Source organism: Prevotella sp. LMAG:51 (assembly GCF_008680225.1).
Lineage (GTDB): Bacteria > Bacteroidota > Bacteroidia > Bacteroidales > Bacteroidaceae > Prevotella > Prevotella pectinovora.
The window spans coordinates 50,833-72,728 of sequence record NZ_NALQ01000006.1; the positions used below are offsets into that span (position 1 = coordinate 50,833).

Sequence of the window (21,896 nt, forward strand, 5' to 3'; positions counted from 1 at the left end):
CTCAAATTCCTTTTAGAGTTCTTGTTGCATATATCTTATTATCTTTTCCTTAGCCAGATGGTAGTTCACTCTCGCCGTCGTGGCAGTCGTCTCCGCCACTTGGGCTATCTGGTCGTAGTCCATCTCGTCGTAGTATCTCAGGTTGAATGCCAGCTGCTGCTTGCGTGGCAGCGAGAGTATCGCCTTTTGCAGCCTTACGGCCTCGAGGTCGGAGAAGTCAACGTAGCTGTCGGCAGTCATATCTGCCATGGCATCCTGTTCGCCGAGCGCTTCGCTCATCAGTGTTGTCTTCTTGTTCCGTTCCAGCAATGTCAGTGCCTGACGCGTGGCGATGCGGTATATCCATGCCGTCAGGGCATCCTTGTTGTCGAGTCTGTCGATGGAACGGTATGCTTTGATAAACGTCTCCTGTTCGACGTCCTGTGCATCATCATGACTCACCACCAGACGGCGGATGTGCCAGTATAGCGGCTCACTGAATTTCGCCATCAGCAGTCGGAACCCCTTTTCCTTGTCTTGGGCTATGGTCCTCGTTATTTCGTTGTTGTCGATATTCATCTTGCCTTGTTGCCTGTAGTGATGTTTTGTTGTTATAAACTATATGATGCTTGTCTGCCGTATTGTTTGTCGGCTTTCTGTTTATAGGACGCACAGACTTGTGGAATGTTTAATCCCGAATGGTAATTAAATTATTACTGTTTGCGTTTTTTTACCCGTTGGCGGAAGGTGATCGATATGAGTAAAAGCTGCTAATGTCGCTGATTCTTAGTAAAAACGAGAATTGCTCAAAAACTGTCAGATTGTCTGGTTTTTTGTTGTAGTCTTCTGATAAACAGACGGTTGACTGTCTTGCAATTGTCAGCCAATTGTCTGGATGGTTTGCTCGGATGAAAGGAATTGTCAGGCGTGAGGAATCGTCAGGTCAAAGTAATTGTCAGATGTGAGGAATTCAGACTACAGGAATTGCATGCGTTGGCAGGATCCAGAAAACAGGAATATGGGTATTACAACATTCACTTTTGGGGCATCATTCTGACAGCAAATCTGCCCAACAGGGGCAAGCACGTTGCCCATGATGGGTAAGCACGTTGCCCCAGTTGGGCAAGCAGCGTGCCCAATTCCTGAACTTTTGTTGTCCTTGCCAATGTTGTTTTTTAGGAGGTGGAGTCCTCTTGGGCTCCGGGAGTATATCGGTGCGTATTCTATATACCTTCGTATATTGTATACAAAGGTAAATATAAAAGATGTGTGTCCGCGGAGTATATATTCTGCAGGAGGTGGTTTGGGGTGTCAGATTCCCGTGTTCTGGTGAAGCATCTGCACGTTTTCGTCCCAGATGTCCTTCAGACTTTCCGTGTCGCCGTCGTCGGCATAGTCTGTAATCGCCAGGATACAGTCGTTGGTAATCTCGCCAACCTCAATCCTCAGTTCGCAGTAGGCGTCGGGATTGGTGTCGTCGTCCCATTTGAAGCGGATGAACTTCTCTGCCTTTTCCTTCACTATGGTTGCCGTCTTCGTGTCTTTGTTCATATACGATGTCCCCCATGTGAATGTCAGCTTGTCGCCTTCCCGCTCCACCTCGTCAGCCATCCATCGTTCCAGTCCGGTAGCTTCGCTGATAATGGGCCATACCGCACTTGGTGATGTAGCGTTGAGTTCATACTCCAGATAGATTCTTTTCATGTCGTCCATAGATAAATAGATATTCTGTGCCAGTGTGTTGACCCCGTCGGTCGTAGATTCTGATGCCTTGACAACAGTTAGTAGCGTCCGATTGGGGCATATCTTCAGTTTTATGTTCTATTTTGGGGCAAAAATACAAAAAAACATTGTATTGAAAGATTTTCTTGAAAATATTTTGGTGGTTTAAATAAAAAGTCTTACCTTTGCACTCGCAAAAAAGAAATGATGGCGGGATAGCTCAGCTGGTTAGAGCGCATGATTCATAATCATGAGGTCCCCAGTTCAATCCTGGGTCCCGCTACAAGTCTTAAGGATGTATCTGAACTTGATGTTTGGTACATCCTTTTTTATTTTTCGGCGGTCGAAGATGCCGCTGACTGAACCATCCAGATGGTTTCTTATAATTTCAGATGCTTAACAGTCAGAGACTCAGGTCGTTACGTGTGAAAACCAGATGGTCTGATGATTTTTTTGTTTTTCCTCTTTTCAATACTTTTTACGGTGATATTAGCGAGTGTGTCCCCAGCTTCCGGTGGGGATACAAGCAGTTATAAAACATATTAAACCCAAAACGGTCATTAGGCCGTTAAATGTGATATTTTATAACTGCTTGCAGTCTTTTGCTTTTTATAAGGCGTCTTTTGTCCGTTTTTAATTCGCAATAGCTTGCTATTACTCATTAAAAGCCAACCAAAATCCACTCTTCTAAAAATCAAAATCCAAGCAAGCCCTAACGACCGATTTGGGTTAAACCCAAAACGGTCATTAGGCCGTTAAATGTGATATTTTATAACTGCTTGCAGTCTTTTGCTTTTTATAAGGCGTCTTTTGTCCGTTTTTAATTCGCAATAGCTTGCTATTACTCATTAAAAGCCAACCAAAATCCACTCTTCTAAAAATCAAAATCCAAGCAAGCCCTAACGACCGATTTGGGTTAAACCCCAAACGGTCATTAGACTGTTTGGGGTTAAGTTGATTTTTACAGCGGACGGTCGCTTGTTGAGACTTGACTCTTTATGTGCGTTTCGCCGTTGCGGTCCACATATTTCGCCTTTCCTGTGTATTCGCCTCCAGAGTCGGCCATCCTCATGATGCGAGCATGACAGCCAGGAGTCTTGCCGTGGTTAGGGAATACACCGTCGGCGTCGGATTCCTCGAAAGTGAAGTAGGCAGAAAGACCCTCCGGCACCTCTTTGTCGGTGAACCCCCTCATGCATCGCAACACCTCCTCGGCGGTCAGCGCTCTGTTCCATATCTGCACATCGTCGATGGCACCGTTGAGGCCTGCCTTATATACACCGCTTCCGCCGATGCGGATGTCAGCCACGGCGTTGTGGTCTATCCTCTTGTTGTCGGCAGGCATCAGTTCGCGACGTGTCGATTCCGGCATCTGCAGCGGACCGGCCACGAGCCTTCCGTTTATATACACCCTCTGCACCTTCTCCTTGTCTTGCGTCACCATGATGTGTGTCCACACGCCTGCCGGGATGCTGTATCCGTCTGTCGTCATGTCGCCGTGACCTTCGATGTCGCCGCCGCAGCCCATCGTGCGATACATAATTTCGTTGGCAGGATGGTTCTTGCCGCTCTTCTCGTCGGTCCATGGCGGACAAACCTGCACCCACAGGTCGCCCCAGTTGTTGAACGGCCATTTGTCGGCTATTGAATTCTTCGACACGATGTTTGTTCCCTGCTTGTCATGCGTCCAGTCGTCAGCCTTCACCCATAGAGCCACCGAATATTCCAGTCCAGGCAACGCCTCGGCAGGAATTGTCAGCATATACGGGTCGTTGAGCTTGAGCGCCTTCGATGTGGAGGAGAGAGGCGACACCTTCACCAGTCCTCGTGTCATCGTCTGCGATCCGTCGCCGTTGATAGTCATCAAGTCGTAGATTCCATCCTTGTCTATACTCGTGGTGATGGTAGTGGAGTTCTCCGCCTTCGCTATCACCTTGTCCGTCAGAGCGTCGATGATTCTCCATTCCTTTGCCGGCGGCATCATGTTGTCCTTATAATATATGGTGAACGCCTCTCCCGGCTTTATCCTGTCGCGGTCGATGGCCGGTGTGCTGTTCAGGGCGTTGTATTCAATCACCCTGTAGTTGCTCCATGCTATGTCAGAGCCCTGCTGTCCGTCCGGCGACACGGCACGCACGCCGAATCGGCATTCCCTCTTGCATCCTTCAGCCAGCGGAGCGCCGATCACGTATGCCGCCCATGATTCCGTGGCGGTGAGCAGCTGCTGCGGTCTGCCTTTCTGCTGGAAGTATATCTCGTAATACCAGGTGTCCACCTCGTCGTTGTATGTCTTCTCGTCGCCCTTTTCCTCCTTGGAGGCATAGCGCATCTTGAAGTCCACGGTGTGGTTCCATCCCCGCATCACCTCTATTTCCTTTATCCATGGCTTCACGGTGTTGAACCGCTGTCTGGGGTTGCGGACAGCCATCTCGCCGATGTTCATCACATAGTCGTCGCCCGTGCCTTCCACCACGATGCCCATCATGGCTACCTCGTCGCCGGCTTTCAGTCCCAGCTTTTTCAGAGGCGTCTTGAATGTGGTCCATGTGTTCTCCCTTTTTGCTGCAGGCAGCGCTATCTCCTTGTATTCCGACGTGTTGCCTTTGAGCGCCACGAAGAGTCTGGCGTGTGTGTCCTTGCCTTTCGGCATCTTGTATGTCAGCGACAGTTCATAAGAAGGCTGCGTCAGCAGCTTTGTCTTGAAGAGTTTTATGCGTGAGAACTTCGTCGCTCCATGCAGCTGCAGACACGAGCCTCCGGTGTAGCTGTCGTCCCACGACAGTTCGGCATTTACAAACGAGCCGATGTTCTCTGCCGTAGTCCGGTCATTCTCGTCGGTTATCCAGAAGCGCCATGTCGGCAGGTAGTCCTGTGTGTTGAGGTTATACCATTTGGAGTCGAAAGCCACCTTTCCGTCCTTGTAGTAGTGCAGTCCGTTGCCCAGATTGAAACGGGTGACAAACGGCACCTGCTGTATCGTTGACTTTGCCGTCAGCAGACGGGCAAGTCCGTGGAAGGTTCTGAGGTCAGCGTTAGACAGTGAGCAGTCTGTACGTACCTCCGGCAGCAGGGCAGGGTTGCGGTAGCCGCCGGAGAACGACAGTTCCTGTTTCAGTAGATACGCCTTCTGGATGATGACGTCAGCCGTGCCGTCGTCGGTAGCGCTCTGGTGAAGTAGGTTCTGCGAGTGTGCTCCCCATACGCCCACCGATATGTCGTTGTTCACGAGGTCCTGCCAATGCTTGTTGTTCCAGGCACGTCCCTGAATGTCGAATCCTGCATAATAGTCGTAAGGACTTCTGCCCAGCGACCGAGCGTATTTTGCCGACGCCTTCAGAATGTCGTCCGTCCAGTTGTAGTTGGCAAAAAGGCGGTCTGTGGCGATGCTGTCTTTCGTGCCGAACATCCTCTTGTTCTGTTCGCCGAGTCCGCAGTCGAGCGACAGTTCTCCATTGTCGTCGGTCACATCATACCATTGCAGTTCGAATGTCCATCCAATGTCCTTCGCCTTGCGGTGGACGTCGATGAAGAAATCCTGCAGCCGCATCATCGTTGCCTTGTCGGTATTGAATTCCGAGTTCACTCCCAGGGCGTTGATGCCGTAGTATTTCATCAGACGGGCAAGTTTCAGCGAGTTTCTGAACGAACCGTCGGTGTTTCTCTCCGCCAGTTTCATCAGCGTCTGCGAATAGTCCGCCTTCACGGTGTCGCCTACTTCGGCATCCCAAGGCACCGAGAGCACGCATCCCACCGTGACACCATTCTTAGCCGCCGCATCGCTGATGCCAGCCGACACTCTCAGCCATGGTGCAGACCAGTTGCCGTGGGTGTCGATATACTGCCACATAGAGAAGTTGTCGCCCTCAAAACAGTAGCGGGGCAGAGCCTTCCATTTCGTCGTGGGGTCGTCGAGCGGTGTCCACAGGAACATTCTGCGCTCAGCCTCCACATCGTTTCTAACCTGATAGTCGCCGTCGGTGATGCGCTTGAGCGGACGCTGGCGCGAGATGAAGAACTCGTCATCGATTCTTGACAGACCGCAGGGTGGGGTGCCCGGCTGCCAGGAGTCGAAGAATCTGTAAAGGTCCTTCCAGTTTATCTCTTTCTTCTCTCCTCCCACAGTCACCTTCTCAAAGTCGAAGTCGTGTTTTGGAGTGCGTTGTGCCGTTGCCGTCATACATGTTATGAGGGCAACGGCGATAGTGGTGATGGTGTTCTTCATGTGTAAATAAATTATTGCCGTTTCACAAGTTTACAGACTTGTCACTTCTTCTTCATGTCGATGACCAGTTTGCCCACGTAGATGCCGCTCTTGCCGTTCTGGTCGTTGCCGATGCTCTTGCCGTCGAGGTTCTTGGCATATCTCAGCTCTTTGAACATGGAGTGAGAGTGTCCGCCGAGCACGAGGTCGATGTTGCGTGTCTTTGCCATCATCACCTTGTCGTTCATGGCGTCTTCGTTCCATCCCAGATGCGAGAGACATATCACGATGTCGCATTTCTCCTTCAGCTTCAGATAGTCGGCAGTCTGCTGCGCCTTCTCCACAGGGTCGAGGTATTTCACTCCCGGACAGTTCTTTGCCGACACCAGTCCGTAGAGTTCCGGCGCCAGGCCGAACACTCCGATTTTCATTCCGCCTCTCTTTATGATGGTGTAAGGCTTCACGATACCCTCCAGACAAGTGCCGCTGAAGTCATAGTTGGCACATACGATGGGGAATTCCGCCATCTTGAAGATGCGCGCCATGTTTTCGATGCCGAAGTCGAATTCGTGGTTTCCGATGGTAGCGGCATCATAGCCCATCATGTTCATGAGACCAATCTCCACATCGCCGCGGAACATGGAATAGTATGGCGAACCCTGTGAAAAGTCACCGCTGTCGAACAGCAGCAGCTGCGGATTGGCAGCCCTTTGCTCCTTTACCATCTCCAGACGGCGCAGGAATCCGCCGCGTCCTGCCACGAGAGTGTCTTTAAGAGTGGTCTTCAGAGGCATTACACAACTGTGGGTGTCGTTTGTGTGGAGAATCACCAGCTTCTTTATCTTCGCCGATGCGCAACTGATCGTGGCGCACATCAAGGCGATAAGGAATATCTTCTTGTAGTTCATAGTGTCGTGGTTATTTGTTTCTTACGAATCTTCCCTCTACATTGGCGTCGATTACGATGCCCTTTGCCGAGGCTTCCTTGAAATATCTGATGATGAGGTCGCGCACGTTGTTCTTTTTGCCGCCAGGATTCTTCACGTCGGTCTTGCTCTTGAAAGCTACCATCCTGTCGTTGCCCTCAGCCACATAGTCGAGAGTGGCGATGCGGTATACACGTTTAGGGTCCACCTCCTCGCCGTTTATCTTCAGGCTCAGCAGATGCAGGTCCTTGTCCATTACTGCCGCCACACCTTGGCTCACGCCCTGGCCGCCCCATCCAGCCATCTGCTGGAAGAGTTCCGTTACCTTCTCGCCAGTCAGCGAACAGAAGCAGAGCTTGTTTTCAAACGGTGCCACATCGAGCACATCGCCATACGTGATGTTTCCTTTTGGGAAAGCCGCACGTATTCCGCCAACGTTGTATACTGCGAAGTCTGGCTTCTCGCCGAAGTCCTTTCCGCTCCAGAGCAGTATGTCGGAAAGGAGGTTAGACAACGGACTCTCCGGCTGGTAGCTCTCAAGAGCCTTTGCCGTCTTGCCTACCACCGGACCCATCACGCTGTCCACTTGAGCTCTGAATGGAGCTATGAAGGCTTCCGACTTGGCGTCAGCCTTGTCGTATCTGCTGTCGATCAGGATGCGGCTCCTGTCCACGTTCTGCATCTCATAATGGGAGACGCAAGAGGCAGAAAGCATCGTAGCCGCCGCGACAAATATAATTGATAACTGTTTGTTCATACTTATATATTTTTGTGTCTTCTTTGTCTTATGCTGAGGTGCAGCATATCTTATCTTTGCAAAGATAAAAATATAAAATGGCATTTCCAACCGAAATGCCATTAATTAGTATTATCTTTTGCTTATCGTGCCGTCGTTGGCAATAGTGAGCTTCGGATTGCTGAAGTCAGCATTCGTCAGACTCCGTATCTCTTTCGCCACAAGGTTCAGAGGGTCGTGACGCGGACCCTTGCCGCGTTGCTGGATGAAAGAGTTTATCTTTCCGCCGACGAAAGTGCCGTCGGCTGCGTTGACGGTGAGCTGCAGCACCGGAGCATAACCCGATATGCCGCTGATGTTCACGCCGTATGGAGTGCAGAAATTGCCAAGACTGTATGCTATGAAATGATTCTTGTATAGTTCCACAGCCCTCACCACATGCGGTCCGTGGCCATACACCACGTCAGCACCGTTGTCTATGCAGAAGTGGGCGAAGTTTCTCAGGTCGCCGCGGTTCTCTCCGAGGAACATCTCCTTGCCCTGTGGCAAGTGTTTGTGTGCCGTACCCTCCGCTCCGCCGTGGAACGACACTATCACGATGTCGGCTTTCTCTCTGAGATTGCCGATAATCCTCTTCACGTTCTCCTGGTCGGCATGCTTCAGTGTGTAAGAGTTGTGGCCGAAGGCGCAGAATCCGTATCTGATGCCGTTGCGTTCCACTATCGCACTTTCCTTTCTTCCGCCGATGCCCGAATATGCTATGCCGTTGGAATGGAGAGTGGCCTCGGTGGATTTCACGCCGTCGAGACCGAAATCGAAGGCATGGTTGTTCGCCATGCTCATGAAGTCGAAACCGGCATCGGCAATCAGTTTGCCGTAGCGGGTTGGCACACGGAAGGAGTAGCTGAATTTGCCACCCTTCTTCGTCGTCTCCCCCTCATCGGCGAGGGCGCCCTCCATATTTCCTGCCGCCACGTCGGCAGCTGTCAGGATGCTGTCCACATCCTTGAAGAGCGTGGCGCCGTCTTTCTCCGGCAGACGGCTGTCGGGGAATGTAGTGCCCGGCATTATGTCGCCCACGAAGGCAAGGTTCAGTGTGCCGCCCTTGGCTCTTCTGTCAGATGTCATACTTGCCGCAGGTGCCTGCTTTCCCTTGTCGGCAGGAGCCTTGGCTGCTATAGTGTCGGAAACGCCAACGGGCACAGAGCCTTTGCGCTCGGTGCCCGTTGAAGTGCAGGCGATGGATATCCCTGCAATTATCATCAATGAAGCTAATGCTTTCATAAGAGATTTTTATAGTATACGTGTGTTATTGAGTAATCCTTCTTGCGCCCACATAGCGGCGAGAGTAGTAAGGCTCTGTGCTCTGGCTCACCTTCACGCCCTTTATGCTGGCGTGGATGAAACTGAAGTTGCCGTTCATCGGGTCGTAGTCAACCACGATTCCCACGTGGCCGATACCCTTGCCGGAACGGGGACTGGTGAAGAACACGAGGTCTCCGGTCTGCAGATTGCTGCTTGCCACAGCCTCGCCCTGGGTGTATTGTCCGCGAGAAGAACGGTTGAGCTCTATTCCCATCTGCTTGTAGAGATAGCTTGTGAATCCCGAGCAGTCGAAGCCGCCGGGACCCGATGCTCCTGAGCGATAGCGTGTGCCGATGAGCGAGAATGCCTCGTCCATGAGGTTTTCCATTGAAGCAACGTCGTAGTTGTCCACATTGCCGTCTTCCGAATACAGGAAGTCATAGTTGTCGATTTCGTCTGTCTGGTCGTTATCGTTGTCTGGCAGCTGTGCGAATGTCGGTGTGACAGCCACGAACAATGCTGCGAGAGCAATCTTGATGCTTTTTTTAATGTTCATATTCCGTTTCCGTTTTTTTATGCGCCGTCATCTTGCCTGTTTCCAGGCAGACACAAAAGAAGACCATACCCATACATGTTTCATGTGGGTTCACTCTTGGGTGTGACGATGGTTCATTAAGCGCATTAGGTTCTGGCCTGCCGGGCTTGGAATCGGGATGACAATAAACGACATTATCCTTCTCCCTGTTGACTTTCGGCAGCCATTTTAATTAGTTTGCGGTACAAAGATAATAAAAAAAAGCGACTTCACAATGCCTTTTACATCTTTTCAAGCCCATGCCTTCAAGGGGTCGCAATGTTGTGAAAATTTCTTAGCCACTGATTTTTAGCGATTTAGCTTTATGTCGTGCAGTTTTTACTTTAAGTTTTTCTTTTAATATTCGTTAACAACGATTGATTAACAAATATTGCAGCGGCGGTAAAGGTTTCTTTGATTTTCGTGGTTAAATCAGAGTGCATCAACGCTTATACACATTGTATTTTCAGTTTATGATTGGCGGGCAGAAGTGTTTATGTAAAAGGCCGTTTGAGAACTTTTGCCGTTCCGAGTTCCGCTTTTGCCAGTATTATATAAAAAAGACAAGAGGTAGAACCGCGGAGTCCGCAGGTCCAACCTCTTGCCGGTATTTTTTTCAGTCTGTTGTCCCGTTGTGGGCAGTCAGTATTATTTCACCTGGATTACGAGATACTTGCTTGTGCTCCAGAATATGTCAGGGTTCGTGATGCGCAAAACATACTGGTCTTTGGCATCTGTGGTGAGCGAGTAGCTGCTCGATGGGTGCATGGTGAGGATTTTTGCCGATTTGGAATACAGTTTGATTTCCTTCTCCACGCGGATATCTATCTTGGTGAAGTAGCTCTTGTTGAAGTTGCCCTGCAGCACCTTGCCCTTCACGAGGATGTTCTGCGCCTTGAGTTCCTTCTTCGTACCGAAGGCAAACCATGCCGTGTTGAGCTGCTTGTCCTGCGAATTGATGGTCTGGGTCTTCTGTTCGCTCTCCGTCTTGAGATCGCTCATGTTCGTGTTCAGGTCGCTGATGGTCTGGTCAAGCTCGGCGATGTGTATGTCTTTGGCGGCAAGTTCGGCACGCAGCTGCTTCAGCTGTTCGTCCTTTTCCTCCATCTGCTTTATGAGATTGTCAACGGTGCGTTTCAGTTCGCTACTCTTGAAAGAGCTCTCTCTCATCTGCTGCTGCAGTTTGGCGATGAGCTCGCGGTTCTGCTGCATGCGCTGCTGTATGAACTGGATGTTTTCTTTTATCTGCTCCTGCTTGTTCTGTCCCTCGCCCTCTTTGGCTATGGTGACACGCTCTTCAGCCTTGTTGATGGCGCGGAATCCCTCTTCAACGTCGTTGAGCATTCCCACCATGTCGTTTATCTCCTGGTCGCGCTGGGCGATGATTTTCTGAAGTGAGTCGTTCTGTACTATGTTAGACAGTTCGCCCGTTGCCTTCTCGTTCTTGCAGGCAACTATCGTCGCCAGGCAGAACACGATAAATAGAATCTTTTTCATGAGTATCTTATTTTCCGTTCTTTTACTTTTCTTGTTGTTTAACTTTTTCTAAAGTTATATTGGGGTTACCTTTTATTCTCCTTGTTCTTCGTCTTCGGCAGGGGCAGGTCGGTTGCCTCTCCTTTCCTTCTTCTGCCTGTTCTCCTTCTTGTCCTTCTTCTCCTCCGGCCTTCCGGCGAGCACGATTACGAATTCGCCCTTCGGCGGAATCTCCTCGAAATGTGCTATCACCTCGTCGAGGGTGCCTCTGACGCTCTCTTCGTGTATCTTTGAAATCTCGCGGCAGGCGCTCACCTGTCGGTCACCGCCGAAATATTCGGCAAACTGCTTGAGCGTCTTCACCACACGGTATGGCGACTCATAGAAAATCATCGTGCGCGACTCCTCGGTGAGGCTCTCCAGACGAGTGGCGCGTCCCTTCTTCTGAGGCAGGAAACCCTCGAAGCAGAAACGGTCGCAGGGAAGTCCCGATGCCACTATCGCCGGCACGAATGCCGTTGCGCCAGGCAGACACTGCACCGTGATGCCGGCAGCCACAGCCTCTCTGGCGAGATAGAAGCCAGGGTCGCTGATGCCGGGAGTGCCGGCGTCGCTGATGAGGGCTACAGTCTGTCCACCCTTCAACCGCTCCACGATGCCGGCAGATGTGCCGTGTTCGTTGAACTTGTGGTGTGCCATAAGCTGGTTCTTTATCTCAAAATGCTTCAGCAGGATGCCCGATGTGCGGGTATCCTCGGCAAGCACCAGGTCGGCCTCCTTCAGGATGCGGATGGCGCGAAGCGTCATGTCCTCCATATTGCCGACAGGCGTCGGCACGATATACAATGTTCCCATATGAGCCACAAATATAAGGATATTAATCAGGAGGAGCAAAAAAACTGATAGTTTCTTTGCAATTTTTAAAACGTCTTTGTACTTTTGTGCTCAAATGAACAATAATTTAGCAGGGGAGACACACCGCCCCGGAAGGATAGAAGTGGTGTGCGGCTCTATGTTTTCCGGAAAGACAGAGGAGCTGATAAGGAGAATGAAAAGGGCCAAGTTTGCCAAGCAGAAAGTGGAGATTTTCAAGCCGTCGCTCGACACCCGCTATTCCGATGTGGATGTGGTGAGCCATGACCAGCATTCGATACCGAGCACACCGATAGACTCATCGTCTACAATCGCCTTGCTCTCGTCGGACATCGATGTGGTGGGTATCGACGAGGCACAGTTTCTCGACGATGGAGTGGTGGACGTGTGCAACGACCTTGCCAACCGTGGCGTGAGAGTCATCGTGGCAGGGCTCGACATGGACTTCCAGGGCAAGCCTTTCGGTCCGATGCCCGCCCTTTGTGCCATTGCCGACGAGGTGACCAAGGTGCATGCCATCTGTGTGAAATGCGGAGCGTTGGCATATATCAGCCATCGGCTCGTGGCAAACGATAAGCGTGTGCTCCTGGGCGAGCAGATGGAATATGAACCGCTTTGCAGGGAGTGTTACCAGCGCATCGTGAATGACAACGAGCTGCAGGGACGCTGATTTTGGGCAGGACGCATGGTGGTGTCGGGCCAGTTGCATAAATTAAGGTGTAGCTCGCCGGATATAAAACAATGGTGTGACTTGTAATAATAAAAAAAAGTATAAAAGCTTATGTTGGAGAAAGAGATTACTTTCGACCGCTTTGTGCGAATACTCGGTATCGTGCTTCTTGTGGGCGGCGTGTTATATACGATGAATTTCCTGAGCAGCGTGCTCCTGCCATTCTTCGTGGCTTGGCTGCTGGCATATCTGATGTATCCGATAGTGAAGTTCGTGCAGTATAAGCTGCATGTGCCCACCCGAGCCCTGTCCATTATCGTGGCGCTGGTGTTCGTGCTTGCCGTCATCGGTGGAGTGTTCTATCTCATCATTCCGCCGATGATAGACCAGTTTGAGAAACTCGGCGACATCGTGATGCAATATGTCAAGCAGGGTACCAACGGCGAGAGTTTCCAGGCTGTGGTGCAGCAGTGGTTGCATGACAACAGACAGGCGATAGAACAGGTGTTCAAACGCAAAGACGTGTCAGACGCCATCAAGTCGGCGATGCCGAAACTTTTCAGCGTGCTCGGCCAGACGGCAAACGTGATATTGAGCATCGTGGCGTCGCTGATAACGCTACTTTATATGTTCTTCATCCTGCTCGACTATGAGTACCTCTCATCGAGCTGGATAAAGATATTCCCCAAGAAGGTGCGCCCGTTCTGGCAGTCGCTGATGAAAGACGTGGAGCGCGAGCTGAACAGCTATATCCGTGGACAGTCGCTCGTGGCACTGATAATGGGAATACTCTTCTGCATAGGTTTCACGATAATCGACTTCCCGATGGCTATCGGTCTGGGAATACTTATAGGCATCATGGACCTCGTGCCATATCTGCATACCTTTGCCCTGATTCCAACGGCATTCCTCGCATTGCTCAAGGCTGCCGACACAGGACAGAACTTCTGGGTGATACTGGTGAGTGCCGTGGCGGTGTTCTGCATCGTGCAGGTGATAATAGACATGGTGGTGACGCCGAAGGTGATGGGAAAGGCGATGGGACTGAATCCCGCCATCCTGCTCCTCGCCCTCTCTGTGTGGGGCACGCTGCTCGGATTCATCGGACTTATCATAGCCCTGCCGCTGACAACGATATTGATAGCCTACTATCAGCGATATGTCACAAAAGACAAGGCGGCAGAACATGCCGATGCCGAATCCACAGAAGTCGCGGATGGCGCAGCCACTGCTGCTGCAACCCCCAAAGATAATTAAAATACCTTTGTCATAATACAACGGTATTAAAGAAACGACAGAAGCCTGCATGCAGTCGATGAAATACTGCTTGCAGGCTTTTGTCGTTTCTGGGGACCAATGATATCAGATGATTGTCAGACGAATATCAGGGTGTATGGGATTATCATGCGAATATCAAGGTATATCCCATATACACCAGGTGGGCGCAGACGGCTGCCACCAAACCGCCGATGGTGTGGGCGATGATAGCCTTTGGAGTCAAGTCGCGATAGCCCAGAGAGTCGAGCATCGCAGTGTGGGTGCTCAAGAATCCGCTCCAGCACATACCGATTGCCGTGAATACCGCAATGGCGTTGCCATCTACCCATCCGTGCTCAATGAAACCTGGCACCAGGCTCAATGCAGCGCCTACAGCTCCGAGAGCGGTGATAGGGAATGCCACGAGATGTGGGTCGTTGAATCCGAAGAGCCATTCAAACACGAAGTTTATCTTATAGGCAAGGGCTGGAAGCAGTTCCACACCCTGATATGCCGAACCGTCGTATCCGTTGGCACCTTCGCCGAAGGTGAACATCATCACGAACGTAGAGATGATGAGCACACCGGGGATGATGGCAATACCCACATCCACTCCGCTTCGTCCACCGTCGAGCAGACCGTCGAGCAGACGGATGAAGACAGACTTCTTCGGTTTGTCGCTCTCTTCGGCAGTCATTTCCTCCTCTTCTATTTCAACGGCATTCTCATGGGCATACTGAGGGAAAGCCTTCAGTATGAAACGCTGCATGAGACGGGTGGAGCAGACACATCCGCAGCAGGCTCCGAAGAGACCGATGAATGGTGCAGCATAGAATCCGTTGCCCACCATGAACACCATCACCAGAAGACCCATACCGAATGCCGTTCCAAAGTTGGTTAGGGAAATATACTGGTATTTCTTGAAGAACGAGCCGAATCTCTTGTCGTTGGCAAGTGATATGATGGCGGGGTTGTCAGAGAGGAACGTCATCACGGCTCCCAGCGATGACACACCGGGGAGATTGAACACCGGTTTCATCAGCGGGCGCAATAGCTTCTCAAGCAGGCTCACCACGCCGAACTCCACGAATACCCTGCCCAAGGCTCCCGTTATCACGCAGATGCTCATGAGATAGAACACTGTGTTGATCAGCAGGTCGTGGGCGGTCTTCATTATAGTGTTGAGCATGTTGGGAACTCCCATCACATAGCCCAGATATCCGAACAGCGCCACTACGATGAGGACGCACAAGCAGCCATTTGGCAGCAGACTTCTTTTCTTGGTTTTGTTTTCCATATTCCTTTTTGTTGATGTCTTAGGTATTGGATTTATTCTGAATAGGTTTTCTTGGTTTTTTGTCGTCCGGGCATTGCATCATCTGCCATTGTTGGCAGATGCGCTGTTGCCATGACATTATCAATAACCCATTTTGAACAGGTCGATCTTTGCCGATACGCCAGCCTGAATAGTCAGTCTGTCGTTGAGCATCGTGCCGTCAGGGTTTGTGTTCTTTCCGCTGGTGTGTGCCACACCGAGGTTCACTCTGAAGTTCTTCTTGTTCTTTACAGGGAAGAACTCCAGTCCGCCGCTCACCGTGGTCAGCTCCGAGCCGGCCATCACGTATTTGTCGGCATCGGTGTCAGTCTTGTTCACGTCGTAGGTCACTTTGCCGTAGATGTTCAGCATGGGATTCACGCCGTATATCAGGTTTGCCATCACAGAGCAGTCTTTGAAGAAATATGTCTGATGGCTGGCAGCACGGTTCATCAAATCCAGTTCCAGCGTCACTGGTCCCATATTGAATCGGTTGCCCAATGCTATGTATGAAATGAATTTGCTCGGTTCGTATTCCATCATGTTGAGAGAATAGGTGGTGCTCCAGATGCCGTGAGTGCCGGTCCAATAGAGGTTGTAGGCAAACATGTCGTGTCTGTCGGCGGTGGCAAAAGAGCTCTCGCAGAACTGTGCGAAGAAGGTGTCTTTGCCACTGTTAGAGGTATATGCAGCGTTTACACCGAATTTGAAGCAAGTCACGTTGTTCCAGAATTCAGATGCCGTATAGATGTCGATAGGAGCTTTCTCATATTCGTATCCACCTATCCATACTATCTCCTTACCGGCAGAAACTCCCCAGTTCTTGTTCGCCTGATAGGTTACATACATCCAGTCTGTTGCCTGGAAAATGTCGTTTCTTTCGATTTTCTTGTTCAGTCGCTGTCTGAAGGCGAAAGAAACCTTTTCGTTGATTTGTCCGTCAACGAAGACGTTCAGCTGGTCGCCTTTGAATCCAGAGTGGTCATGCCTCAGTTCGCCGCCAACCCTGTCGTTGTAGAAGCCCACCTTTGTCTCGGCTCCGATTTTCAGTTTCGGTGCAGTTTCCTGCGCCTGTGTTGGCAATGCGCATAGGGCAGCGATTGCCAATAAAGGAAAATGTCTCATATTTTAATTTATAGTTTTATCATGGTGTGTTTCCCGCAAGAAAATATTGTGTTCCTGTCACAAGAACATCGTATTTTCCTTCTAAGAATATTGTGTCTTTCTCGTAAGAACATTGTGTTTCTCCCGTATGAAGTTGCAAATGTATAATAAAAGGAAAAATATTCCAAACGATATAGCAAGAAAATACGTCAGAATAAAAAAATCATTAAAATATTTGGTTGTTTGACAGAAAAGTCATACCTTTGCACTCGCTTTTGATAATAAAGCAAATACGGAGATCCGCTAGCTCAGTTGGTAGAGCACAACACTTTTAATGTTGGGGTCTTGGGTTCGAACCCCAAGCGGATCACACAAAGGGAGGTCTTCAGAACCTCCTTTTTTTGTGCCCTGTAGTATCGTAGTATTTGTAGTATCATAGTTTTTTTATTTATAGCATCATGATGTCTTGTGATGCTGATGAAAGAAGGAAGACACATGGAAACAACAAGAGATATTAATGTTTCGGTTGCAGGCAACGACAGCAACAGGCTGGCAAACGGGAAAGAGTATATGGAAAAAGAAAACAGAATAATCATGCTCGGCACGGGTAGCGCCACGGTGTCTCGCTGCTACAACACCTGTTTCGTGGTGGAGTCGGGGAGCGACAGGCTGATGGTTGATGCCGGTGGCGGAAACGGTATCCTGGGACAGTTGTCCAAGGCTGGAGTCGCCATCGATGATATCCATCACCTCTTCGTTACACATGCCCATACCGACCACGTGCTCGGAGTGGTATGGGTGGTGAGAGTGATAATGCAGCATGTGCTTGAAAAGCGCTACGACGGGGTGCTCCACGTGTATGGCAACGGCAAGGTGGTGGATGTGATAACCGCCATCTGCGGAATGACCCTGCACAAGAAATACAACGCTCTCATAGGTTCGGAGATATTGTTCCACCGCCTTGCCGACGGAGACGGATTCCAGGTGGGCACGATGGATGTGAAATGTTTCGACATCCACTCCAAGAAGGAACCGCAATATGGATTCTCCCTGCGCTTCGGCAATGGCGAAAGACTGGTGTGTATGGGCGACGAACCTTGTTCGGAGCAGACGCTGCAACATGCCGCCGGTGCCGACTGGATGATGTGTGAGGCTTTCTGTCTGTATGCCGACAGGGAGCGCTTCCGTCCATACGAGAAATTCCACAGTACCGCACTCGATGCCGGAACAATGGCAGAGAAGACCGGTGTCAGGAATCTTATTGTATATCACACTGAAGACACCGACCTCGCTCATCGTAAGGAACGCTATACCGAAGAAGTGAAAGAGAATTTCTCTGGCAACGTGTTCGTTCCCGACGATCTTGAAGTGATAAAGCTCTAAAGGATTGTCTTTTACGACATGAAGGATAGATTTACGACATAAATTATATATTTACGACATGCCCCGCCGCGACATAGAGATTGTCATGGCGGGGCATGTTGGTATTTTTTAGGGAGGATAATTCAGACCGTGTTGCCGATTTGTATTTACAGGAAAGCAATCGTCAGTCCTGCCATCACGATGCTGACCATCGACATCAGTTTGATGAGGATGTTGAGCGACGGACCGGAAGTGTCTTTGAATGGGTCGCCCACGGTGTCGCCAACGATGGTGGACTTGTGGTTCTCGCTGCCTTTGCCGCCGAAGTGTCCTTCCTCAATCATCTTCTTGGCATTGTCCCATGCTCCGCCCGAATTCGACATGAACACGGCGAGAGTGAAACCTGCTGCCAGTCCGCCGGTCAGCAATCCGAGCACACCGGCAACTCCTAACACCAAGCCAACCACTATCGGTATCACTATGGCGAGCAGCGACGGGATTATCATCTCCCGCTGTGCGCTCCTCGTGCTTATCTCCACGCAGCGTCCGTAGTCTGGTGTAGCCTTGCCTTCAAGTATTCCCTTTATCTCGCGGAACTGTCGGCGCACCTCCTGTACCATCGATTCTGCAGCACGTCCCACGGCACCCATCGTGAGTCCGCAGAAGAGGAATGCCGCCATGGCTCCGAGAAATGCTCCCACGAGCACTCTCGGGTTGATGAGGTTCACCTGGAAGAAGTTTATGAAGTCTATCGTAGAAGCGTTTGTAGGGTCGAAGATGTTTCCTGCCGCATCCACATATTGCTTGCCGCCCTCGAAGGCTCTCACCATGGCAATCTTTATCTCCTCTATATAGGAGGCAAGCAATGCAAGCGCCGTTAGCGCCGCCGAACCGATGGCGAATCCCTTTCCCGTTGCCGCTGTGGTGTTGCCGAGAGCGTCGAGAGCGTCGGTGCGCTCACGCACAGCCTCGCCCAGTCCGCTCATCTCGGCGTTGCCGCCGGCATTGTCGGCGATAGGGCCGTAGGCATCGGTAGCCAATGTGATGCCGAGTGTGGAGAGCATTCCCACGGCAGCGATGCCGATGCCATAGAGACCGGTGCTGAGACTCTTGGCTGATAGCGACATGTCGAAACCGTTGGCACACAGGTAGCTGAGCATGATAGCCACGGAGATGGTCACCACTGGCACCATCGTTGATATCATTCCCGTACCGATGCCCTTGATGATTACCGTGGCAGGTCCTGTCTGCGATGCCTCTGCAATTTTCTGTGTAGGCTTGTAGCTCTGTGATGTGTAATATTCTGTAGCCTGTCCGATGATTACTCCCGCTGCCAGACCGCTGATTACCGAGAACGACAGTCCGAGCCAGTTTTCAATTCCCAGCAGATAGAGGATGAAGAATGTGGCGATGGCGATGAGCACGGCACTGACGTTAGTGCCGAGACCGAGCGAATGAAGCAGGTCTTTCATCGATGCGCCCTCTTTGGTGCGCACCAGGAAGATTCCGATCAGCGAGAGGAAGATGCCTATCGCCGCGATTATCATCGGAGCTATGACAGCCTTCAGCTGCATGTCGCCGTTCATGGCGAATGCCGTGGCGCCGAGAGCAGCAGTGGAGAGTATAGATCCGCAATAGCTCTCATAGAGGTCGGCTCCCATTCCAGCCACGTCGCCCACGTTGTCGCCCACGTTGTCGGCGATGGTGGCAGGGTTGCGGGGGTCATCCTCCGGTATGTTGGCTTCCACTTTTCCCACGAGGTCGGCTCCCACGTCGGCTGCCTTGGTGTAAATTCCGCCGCCCACACGTGCGAAGAGCGCCTGTGTTGAGGCTCCCATTCCGAATGTGAGCATTGTGGTGGTAATGGTTATCAGGGCAGTCTTCTCATCGGCATATACAGCGTTGAGAACCAGAAACCAGATGGCGATGTCGAGGAGTCCGAGGCCCACGACTACGAGTCCCATCACGGCGCCGCTGCGGAATGCAGTCTTCAGTCCCTTGTCCAGTCCTGTGCGTGCTCCGTTGGCTGTGCGTGCAGAGGCGTATGTGGCGGTCTTCATGCCGAAGAATCCGGAGAGTCCGGAGAACAGTCCGCCGGTAAGGAATGCGAACGGCACCCATGGGTTCTGCACTTCGAGCACGTATGCCATGAATGAGAATATTATGGCAAGCACTATGAATACTATGCCCACCACCTTGTATTGCTGTTTGAGATATGCCATCGCACCCTTTCTCACGTGTGCTGCAATCTCCTTCATACGGTCGGTTCCCTCTTCCTCTTTCATCATGGTGCGGAAGAAATACCATGCCATTCCCAATGCCACGATGCTTGCTACGGGAATCAGCCAGAAAACTAATGGAATGTTGTTCATAAGCATTTGATATTTAAGTTTGACTGCTTGAAAAATCAAAGCCCAAGTAAGCCCTGAAGACTGATTTGGGTTTATGGTTGCAAATATATGAAAATATCAAATAAGTTGAACTTCTGAATTACTTTTTTTCTGTTTTCTCTTTGATTAATGTCACTTTTGTCTCTTTTTGCAATATCTTGATTGCATTTAGACGGTATTGTGATGACGTCAGTCCGCTTGGAGTTTATTGATGATTGCATATAACTGAACTTCCCTTTGTGATTGCCTTGTCATGTCTGGTAATCACAAAGGGAAGTCTGTTCATGATATTTGTTCGTTTCCGTTTATTCAAAGTAGAATGTCAGGGCGATGATTTTGCTCCGGCATTCTTTCACTGAATTTGCATACATGAAGCGGTCTGCCATGCTCGGGTCTTTGAACCGTTTCGGGTGGTCTGTGTCGAGACAGTTGGTCAGTCCGTAGCAGAATTTCAGTTCAGGTCGCAGCTTGAAGAAGGGCAGGTAGAGATCGCAGCCCAGTCCCACTTCCAGAAACACGTCGTAGCGTTTCAGCTTGATATAGTCGCTGTCGCTGCCTGAGAGGTTCAGCATAGGGTTCACTCCCGCCATGAGATACGGGCGGTGGTTGTTGAAGCGTGGTGCGCTGAAGATGAGGTCCATGGCAGAAGAGATATAGATGGTCTTCAGCTCCTGGTTCTGCATCACGTTCTTTCCTTCGCCGGTCTTGTCCGTCAGGTTCATGAATTTGATGTTCCTTGTTCCGAAATACATTGCCGGAGCGAGGCGGAAGGCGAAGTGTGTGCCAAGGCGCAGCTCACCGAGCACACCTACTGTGAATCCGGCGTCCCACTTGTCCTGGTCGGTGGTGATTATCTTCTCCACCGTGCCGTCGTCTGTCGTTATCGTCTGCGGTCCCATGCCCACGAACTCCAGATCCTGCAGGTGTGTTCCCACCATCACACCGAAGTGGAACGGTCGCAAATCGGTATACGGACGATTCTGCACCTGTGTGTCTTGCGCTTTCATAGCCGTGCAGCCCATCAGCAAGGCGAACAGAATCAGTATATGTCTTGTAATTGTCTTCATCGGTTATCGTTTTTATTTACTGATAACGTAGAATTTGGCGTCTTATTGCATTTCGGGAGGCATCAATGTTTGGTTATGGCTTAAAAATACTTTATATGCCATAATCCTGTTCCTTACTGATTTTTTCATTTCCTGATTTCTCCCTTCTTCTTTGCAATACCCACAAATGATTATCTCCCTGGTTCATTATATACTTAATAATATGTGAAACAGGAGTTGAGGAACGTCGAAACTGATATTTTTTACTCGAAAGCAAAAAAAACCGTACCAAATATTAGGTATTTAAAATAAAATATCTAACTTTGCATCGTACGAGAAAAACAGTACAAGAACATTATTAACTTTAAAATATAAATTATTATGGCTTACGTAATTGGTGACGATTGTATCGCATGCGGTACATGTATTGACGAGTGCCCAGTAGGTGCTATCTCTGAGGGCGACAAGTATTCTATCGACGCAGATGCATGCACAGAGTGCGGTACATGTGCTTCTGTTTGCCCATCTGAGGCTATCAGCCTTGGTGAGTAATACGGAGTTCCTTCAGAACTTATGGGATGACAATCTCATATATTATTAAGTTTTAGAAAATCAGAGCTTTCCTTCGGGGAGGCTCTTTTTTTATTGCGTTTACTGTTCATTCCTCTTTGGAATGATATATACTTTACATATATCCGATTCCTTTTCCACCAATATCATTTAGGCAAATAAACTGGTCACCTGTCGTATTGTTGTAATACGTAGCTTTACACCACTTGTCTATACATTTTGCACCTATACTTCGGCTTGTGTAGTCTTTTGTTGTAGCGTATCGCTATGCTGGTGTATATGGTTTTTCCTCAGAAATAGTGTCATAGTATCATTCCGGACTCTAATGAATACCCTAAGATGCTGTAGACCAACGACTTGGTTAAATGATACTTTTCTGAATGTTTTACA

At 50.1% G+C, this 21,896-nt stretch carries 17 protein-coding genes and 2 tRNA genes; 6 read left to right on the plus strand and 13 right to left on the minus strand.

Going from position 1 to position 21,896, the window contains the following annotated elements; genetic code table 11:
* Positions 1 to 12: 12 nt before the first annotated feature.
* Positions 13 to 558 (minus strand): RNA polymerase sigma factor, encoded by a 546-nt coding sequence (locus CCC32_RS02655; RefSeq protein WP_044066191.1) that lies wholly within the window; start codon positions 556 to 558, stop codon positions 13 to 15.
* 732 nt (positions 559 to 1,290) lie between these two features.
* Positions 1,291 to 1,692 carry an START-like domain-containing protein gene (locus CCC32_RS02660; protein ID WP_022316290.1) on the minus strand — a complete coding sequence of 134 codons (402 nt, stop codon included), beginning with the start codon at positions 1,690 to 1,692 and terminating at the stop codon, positions 1,291 to 1,293.
* A gap of 218 nt (positions 1,693 to 1,910) precedes the next feature.
* On the opposite strand from CCC32_RS02660, the gene CCC32_RS02665 reads away from it, so the two are divergent.
* Positions 1,911 to 1,984: transfer RNA gene (locus CCC32_RS02665), tRNA-Met, on the plus strand.
* 678 nt (positions 1,985 to 2,662) lie between these two features.
* On the opposite strand, the gene CCC32_RS02670 is transcribed toward CCC32_RS02665, so the two are convergent.
* The 7 genes from CCC32_RS02670 to rsmI form a co-directional block, all read right to left on the minus strand.
* Positions 2,663 to 5,923, minus strand: a complete 3,261-nt coding sequence (locus CCC32_RS02670; protein ID WP_287072132.1) for an endo-beta-N-acetylglucosaminidase — start codon at positions 5,921 to 5,923, stop codon at positions 2,663 to 2,665.
* 41 nt (positions 5,924 to 5,964) lie between these two features.
* Positions 5,965 to 6,777: a bifunctional metallophosphatase/5'-nucleotidase gene (locus tag CCC32_RS02675; protein ID WP_287072182.1), complete on the minus strand. Its 813-nt coding sequence runs from the start codon at positions 6,775 to 6,777 to the stop codon at positions 5,965 to 5,967.
* Between the two features lie 43 nt (positions 6,778 to 6,820).
* Positions 6,821 to 7,585: a 5'-nucleotidase C-terminal domain-containing protein gene (locus CCC32_RS02680; protein ID WP_287072134.1), complete on the minus strand. Its 765-nt coding sequence runs from the start codon at positions 7,583 to 7,585 to the stop codon at positions 6,821 to 6,823.
* A 111-nt stretch (positions 7,586 to 7,696) separates the two neighbouring features.
* A complete protein-coding gene (locus CCC32_RS02685; protein ID WP_287072136.1) occupies positions 7,697 to 8,848 on the minus strand; it encodes a CapA family protein in 1,152 nt (383 codons plus the stop codon).
* A gap of 25 nt (positions 8,849 to 8,873) precedes the next feature.
* Positions 8,874 to 9,425, minus strand: a complete 552-nt coding sequence (locus CCC32_RS02690) for a C40 family peptidase (RefSeq protein WP_022316295.1) — start codon at positions 9,423 to 9,425, stop codon at positions 8,874 to 8,876.
* Between the two features lie 666 nt (positions 9,426 to 10,091).
* Positions 10,092 to 10,940, minus strand: a complete 849-nt coding sequence (locus tag CCC32_RS02695; protein WP_022316296.1) for a Cbp1 family collagen-binding glycoprotein adhesin — start codon at positions 10,938 to 10,940, stop codon at positions 10,092 to 10,094.
* Positions 10,941 to 11,012: 72 nt separating this feature from the next.
* Complete coding sequence (gene rsmI / locus CCC32_RS02700; protein WP_044065766.1) at positions 11,013 to 11,774, minus strand: 16S rRNA (cytidine(1402)-2'-O)-methyltransferase; 762 nt, start codon at positions 11,772 to 11,774, stop codon at positions 11,013 to 11,015.
* A gap of 94 nt (positions 11,775 to 11,868) precedes the next feature.
* On the opposite strand from rsmI, the gene CCC32_RS02705 reads away from it, so the two are divergent.
* Both CCC32_RS02705 and CCC32_RS02710 read left to right on the plus strand, forming a co-directional pair.
* A complete protein-coding gene (locus tag CCC32_RS02705; RefSeq protein ID WP_042520147.1) occupies positions 11,869 to 12,462 on the plus strand; it encodes a thymidine kinase in 594 nt (197 codons plus the stop codon).
* Positions 12,463 to 12,573: 111 nt separating this feature from the next.
* On the plus strand, positions 12,574 to 13,719 hold the full coding sequence (locus CCC32_RS02710) for an AI-2E family transporter (RefSeq protein WP_287072143.1): 1,146 nt from the start codon (positions 12,574 to 12,576) through the stop codon (positions 13,717 to 13,719).
* A 145-nt stretch (positions 13,720 to 13,864) separates the two neighbouring features.
* On the opposite strand, the gene CCC32_RS02715 is transcribed toward CCC32_RS02710, so the two are convergent.
* A complete protein-coding gene (locus tag CCC32_RS02715; RefSeq protein WP_287072145.1) occupies positions 13,865 to 15,016 on the minus strand; it encodes a CD0519/CD1768 family membrane protein in 1,152 nt (383 codons plus the stop codon).
* Positions 15,017 to 15,136: 120 nt separating this feature from the next.
* Positions 15,137 to 16,159 (minus strand): porin, encoded by a 1,023-nt coding sequence (locus CCC32_RS02720; RefSeq protein WP_287072148.1) that lies wholly within the window; start codon positions 16,157 to 16,159, stop codon positions 15,137 to 15,139.
* A 276-nt stretch (positions 16,160 to 16,435) separates the two neighbouring features.
* On the opposite strand from CCC32_RS02720, the gene CCC32_RS02725 reads away from it, so the two are divergent.
* Together CCC32_RS02725 and CCC32_RS02730 are read left to right on the plus strand one after the other, a co-directional pair.
* Positions 16,436 to 16,508, plus strand: a tRNA-Lys gene (locus CCC32_RS02725).
* A gap of 200 nt (positions 16,509 to 16,708) precedes the next feature.
* On the plus strand, positions 16,709 to 17,521 hold the full coding sequence (locus CCC32_RS02730) for an MBL fold metallo-hydrolase (RefSeq protein ID WP_287072184.1): 813 nt from the start codon (positions 16,709 to 16,711) through the stop codon (positions 17,519 to 17,521).
* Positions 17,522 to 17,667: 146 nt separating this feature from the next.
* Here the strand turns inward: CCC32_RS02730 and CCC32_RS02735 are convergent, their stop codons facing one another.
* Positions 17,668 to 19,872 (minus strand): sodium-translocating pyrophosphatase, encoded by a 2,205-nt coding sequence (locus CCC32_RS02735; RefSeq protein ID WP_022316303.1) that lies wholly within the window; start codon positions 19,870 to 19,872, stop codon positions 17,668 to 17,670.
* Between the two features lie 323 nt (positions 19,873 to 20,195).
* The gene (porT, locus tag CCC32_RS02740) at positions 20,196 to 20,957 is read right to left on the minus strand and encodes a type IX secretion/gliding motility protein PorT/SprT (protein WP_082026279.1); all 762 of its coding nucleotides are present in this window, start codon (positions 20,955 to 20,957) and stop codon (positions 20,196 to 20,198) included.
* A gap of 360 nt (positions 20,958 to 21,317) precedes the next feature.
* Between porT and fdxA the strand changes: the two genes are divergently transcribed.
* Complete coding sequence (gene fdxA / locus CCC32_RS02745) at positions 21,318 to 21,488, plus strand: 4Fe-4S ferredoxin (RefSeq protein ID WP_022316305.1); 171 nt, start codon at positions 21,318 to 21,320, stop codon at positions 21,486 to 21,488.
* Positions 21,489 to 21,896: the final 408 nt, after the last annotated feature.

Excerpts from the sequence above, each read along its gene's own strand:
- CCC32_RS02655 (WP_044066191.1), bottom strand. The coding sequence starts at position 558 with ATGAATATCGACAACAACGAAATAACGAGGACCATAGCCCAAGACAAG.
- CCC32_RS02660 (WP_022316290.1), bottom strand. The coding sequence starts at position 1,692 with ATGGACGACATGAAAAGAATCTATCTGGAGTATGAACTCAACGCTACA.
- CCC32_RS02670 (WP_287072132.1), bottom strand. The coding sequence starts at position 5,923 with ATGAAGAACACCATCACCACTATCGCCGTTGCCCTCATAACATGTATG.
- CCC32_RS02675 (WP_287072182.1), bottom strand. The coding sequence starts at position 6,777 with ATGTGCGCCACGATCAGTTGCGCATCGGCGAAGATAAAGAAGCTGGTG.
- CCC32_RS02680 (WP_287072134.1), bottom strand. The coding sequence starts at position 7,585 with ATGAACAAACAGTTATCAATTATATTTGTCGCGGCGGCTACGATGCTT.
- CCC32_RS02685 (WP_287072136.1), bottom strand. The coding sequence starts at position 8,848 with ATGAAAGCATTAGCTTCATTGATGATAATTGCAGGGATATCCATCGCC.
- CCC32_RS02690 (WP_022316295.1), bottom strand. The coding sequence starts at position 9,425 with ATGAACATTAAAAAAAGCATCAAGATTGCTCTCGCAGCATTGTTCGTG.
- CCC32_RS02695 (WP_022316296.1), bottom strand. The coding sequence starts at position 10,940 with ATGAAAAAGATTCTATTTATCGTGTTCTGCCTGGCGACGATAGTTGCC.
- rsmI (WP_044065766.1), bottom strand. The coding sequence starts at position 11,774 with ATGGGAACATTGTATATCGTGCCGACGCCTGTCGGCAATATGGAGGAC.
- CCC32_RS02705 (WP_042520147.1), top strand. The coding sequence starts at position 11,869 with ATGAACAATAATTTAGCAGGGGAGACACACCGCCCCGGAAGGATAGAA.
- CCC32_RS02710 (WP_287072143.1), top strand. The coding sequence starts at position 12,574 with ATGTTGGAGAAAGAGATTACTTTCGACCGCTTTGTGCGAATACTCGGT.
- CCC32_RS02715 (WP_287072145.1), bottom strand. The coding sequence starts at position 15,016 with ATGGAAAACAAAACCAAGAAAAGAAGTCTGCTGCCAAATGGCTGCTTG.
- CCC32_RS02720 (WP_287072148.1), bottom strand. The coding sequence starts at position 16,159 with ATGAGACATTTTCCTTTATTGGCAATCGCTGCCCTATGCGCATTGCCA.
- CCC32_RS02730 (WP_287072184.1), top strand. The coding sequence starts at position 16,709 with ATGGAAAAAGAAAACAGAATAATCATGCTCGGCACGGGTAGCGCCACG.
- CCC32_RS02735 (WP_022316303.1), bottom strand. The coding sequence starts at position 19,872 with ATGAACAACATTCCATTAGTTTTCTGGCTGATTCCCGTAGCAAGCATC.
- porT (WP_082026279.1), bottom strand. The coding sequence starts at position 20,957 with ATGAAGACAATTACAAGACATATACTGATTCTGTTCGCCTTGCTGATG.
- fdxA (WP_022316305.1), top strand. The coding sequence starts at position 21,318 with ATGGCTTACGTAATTGGTGACGATTGTATCGCATGCGGTACATGTATT.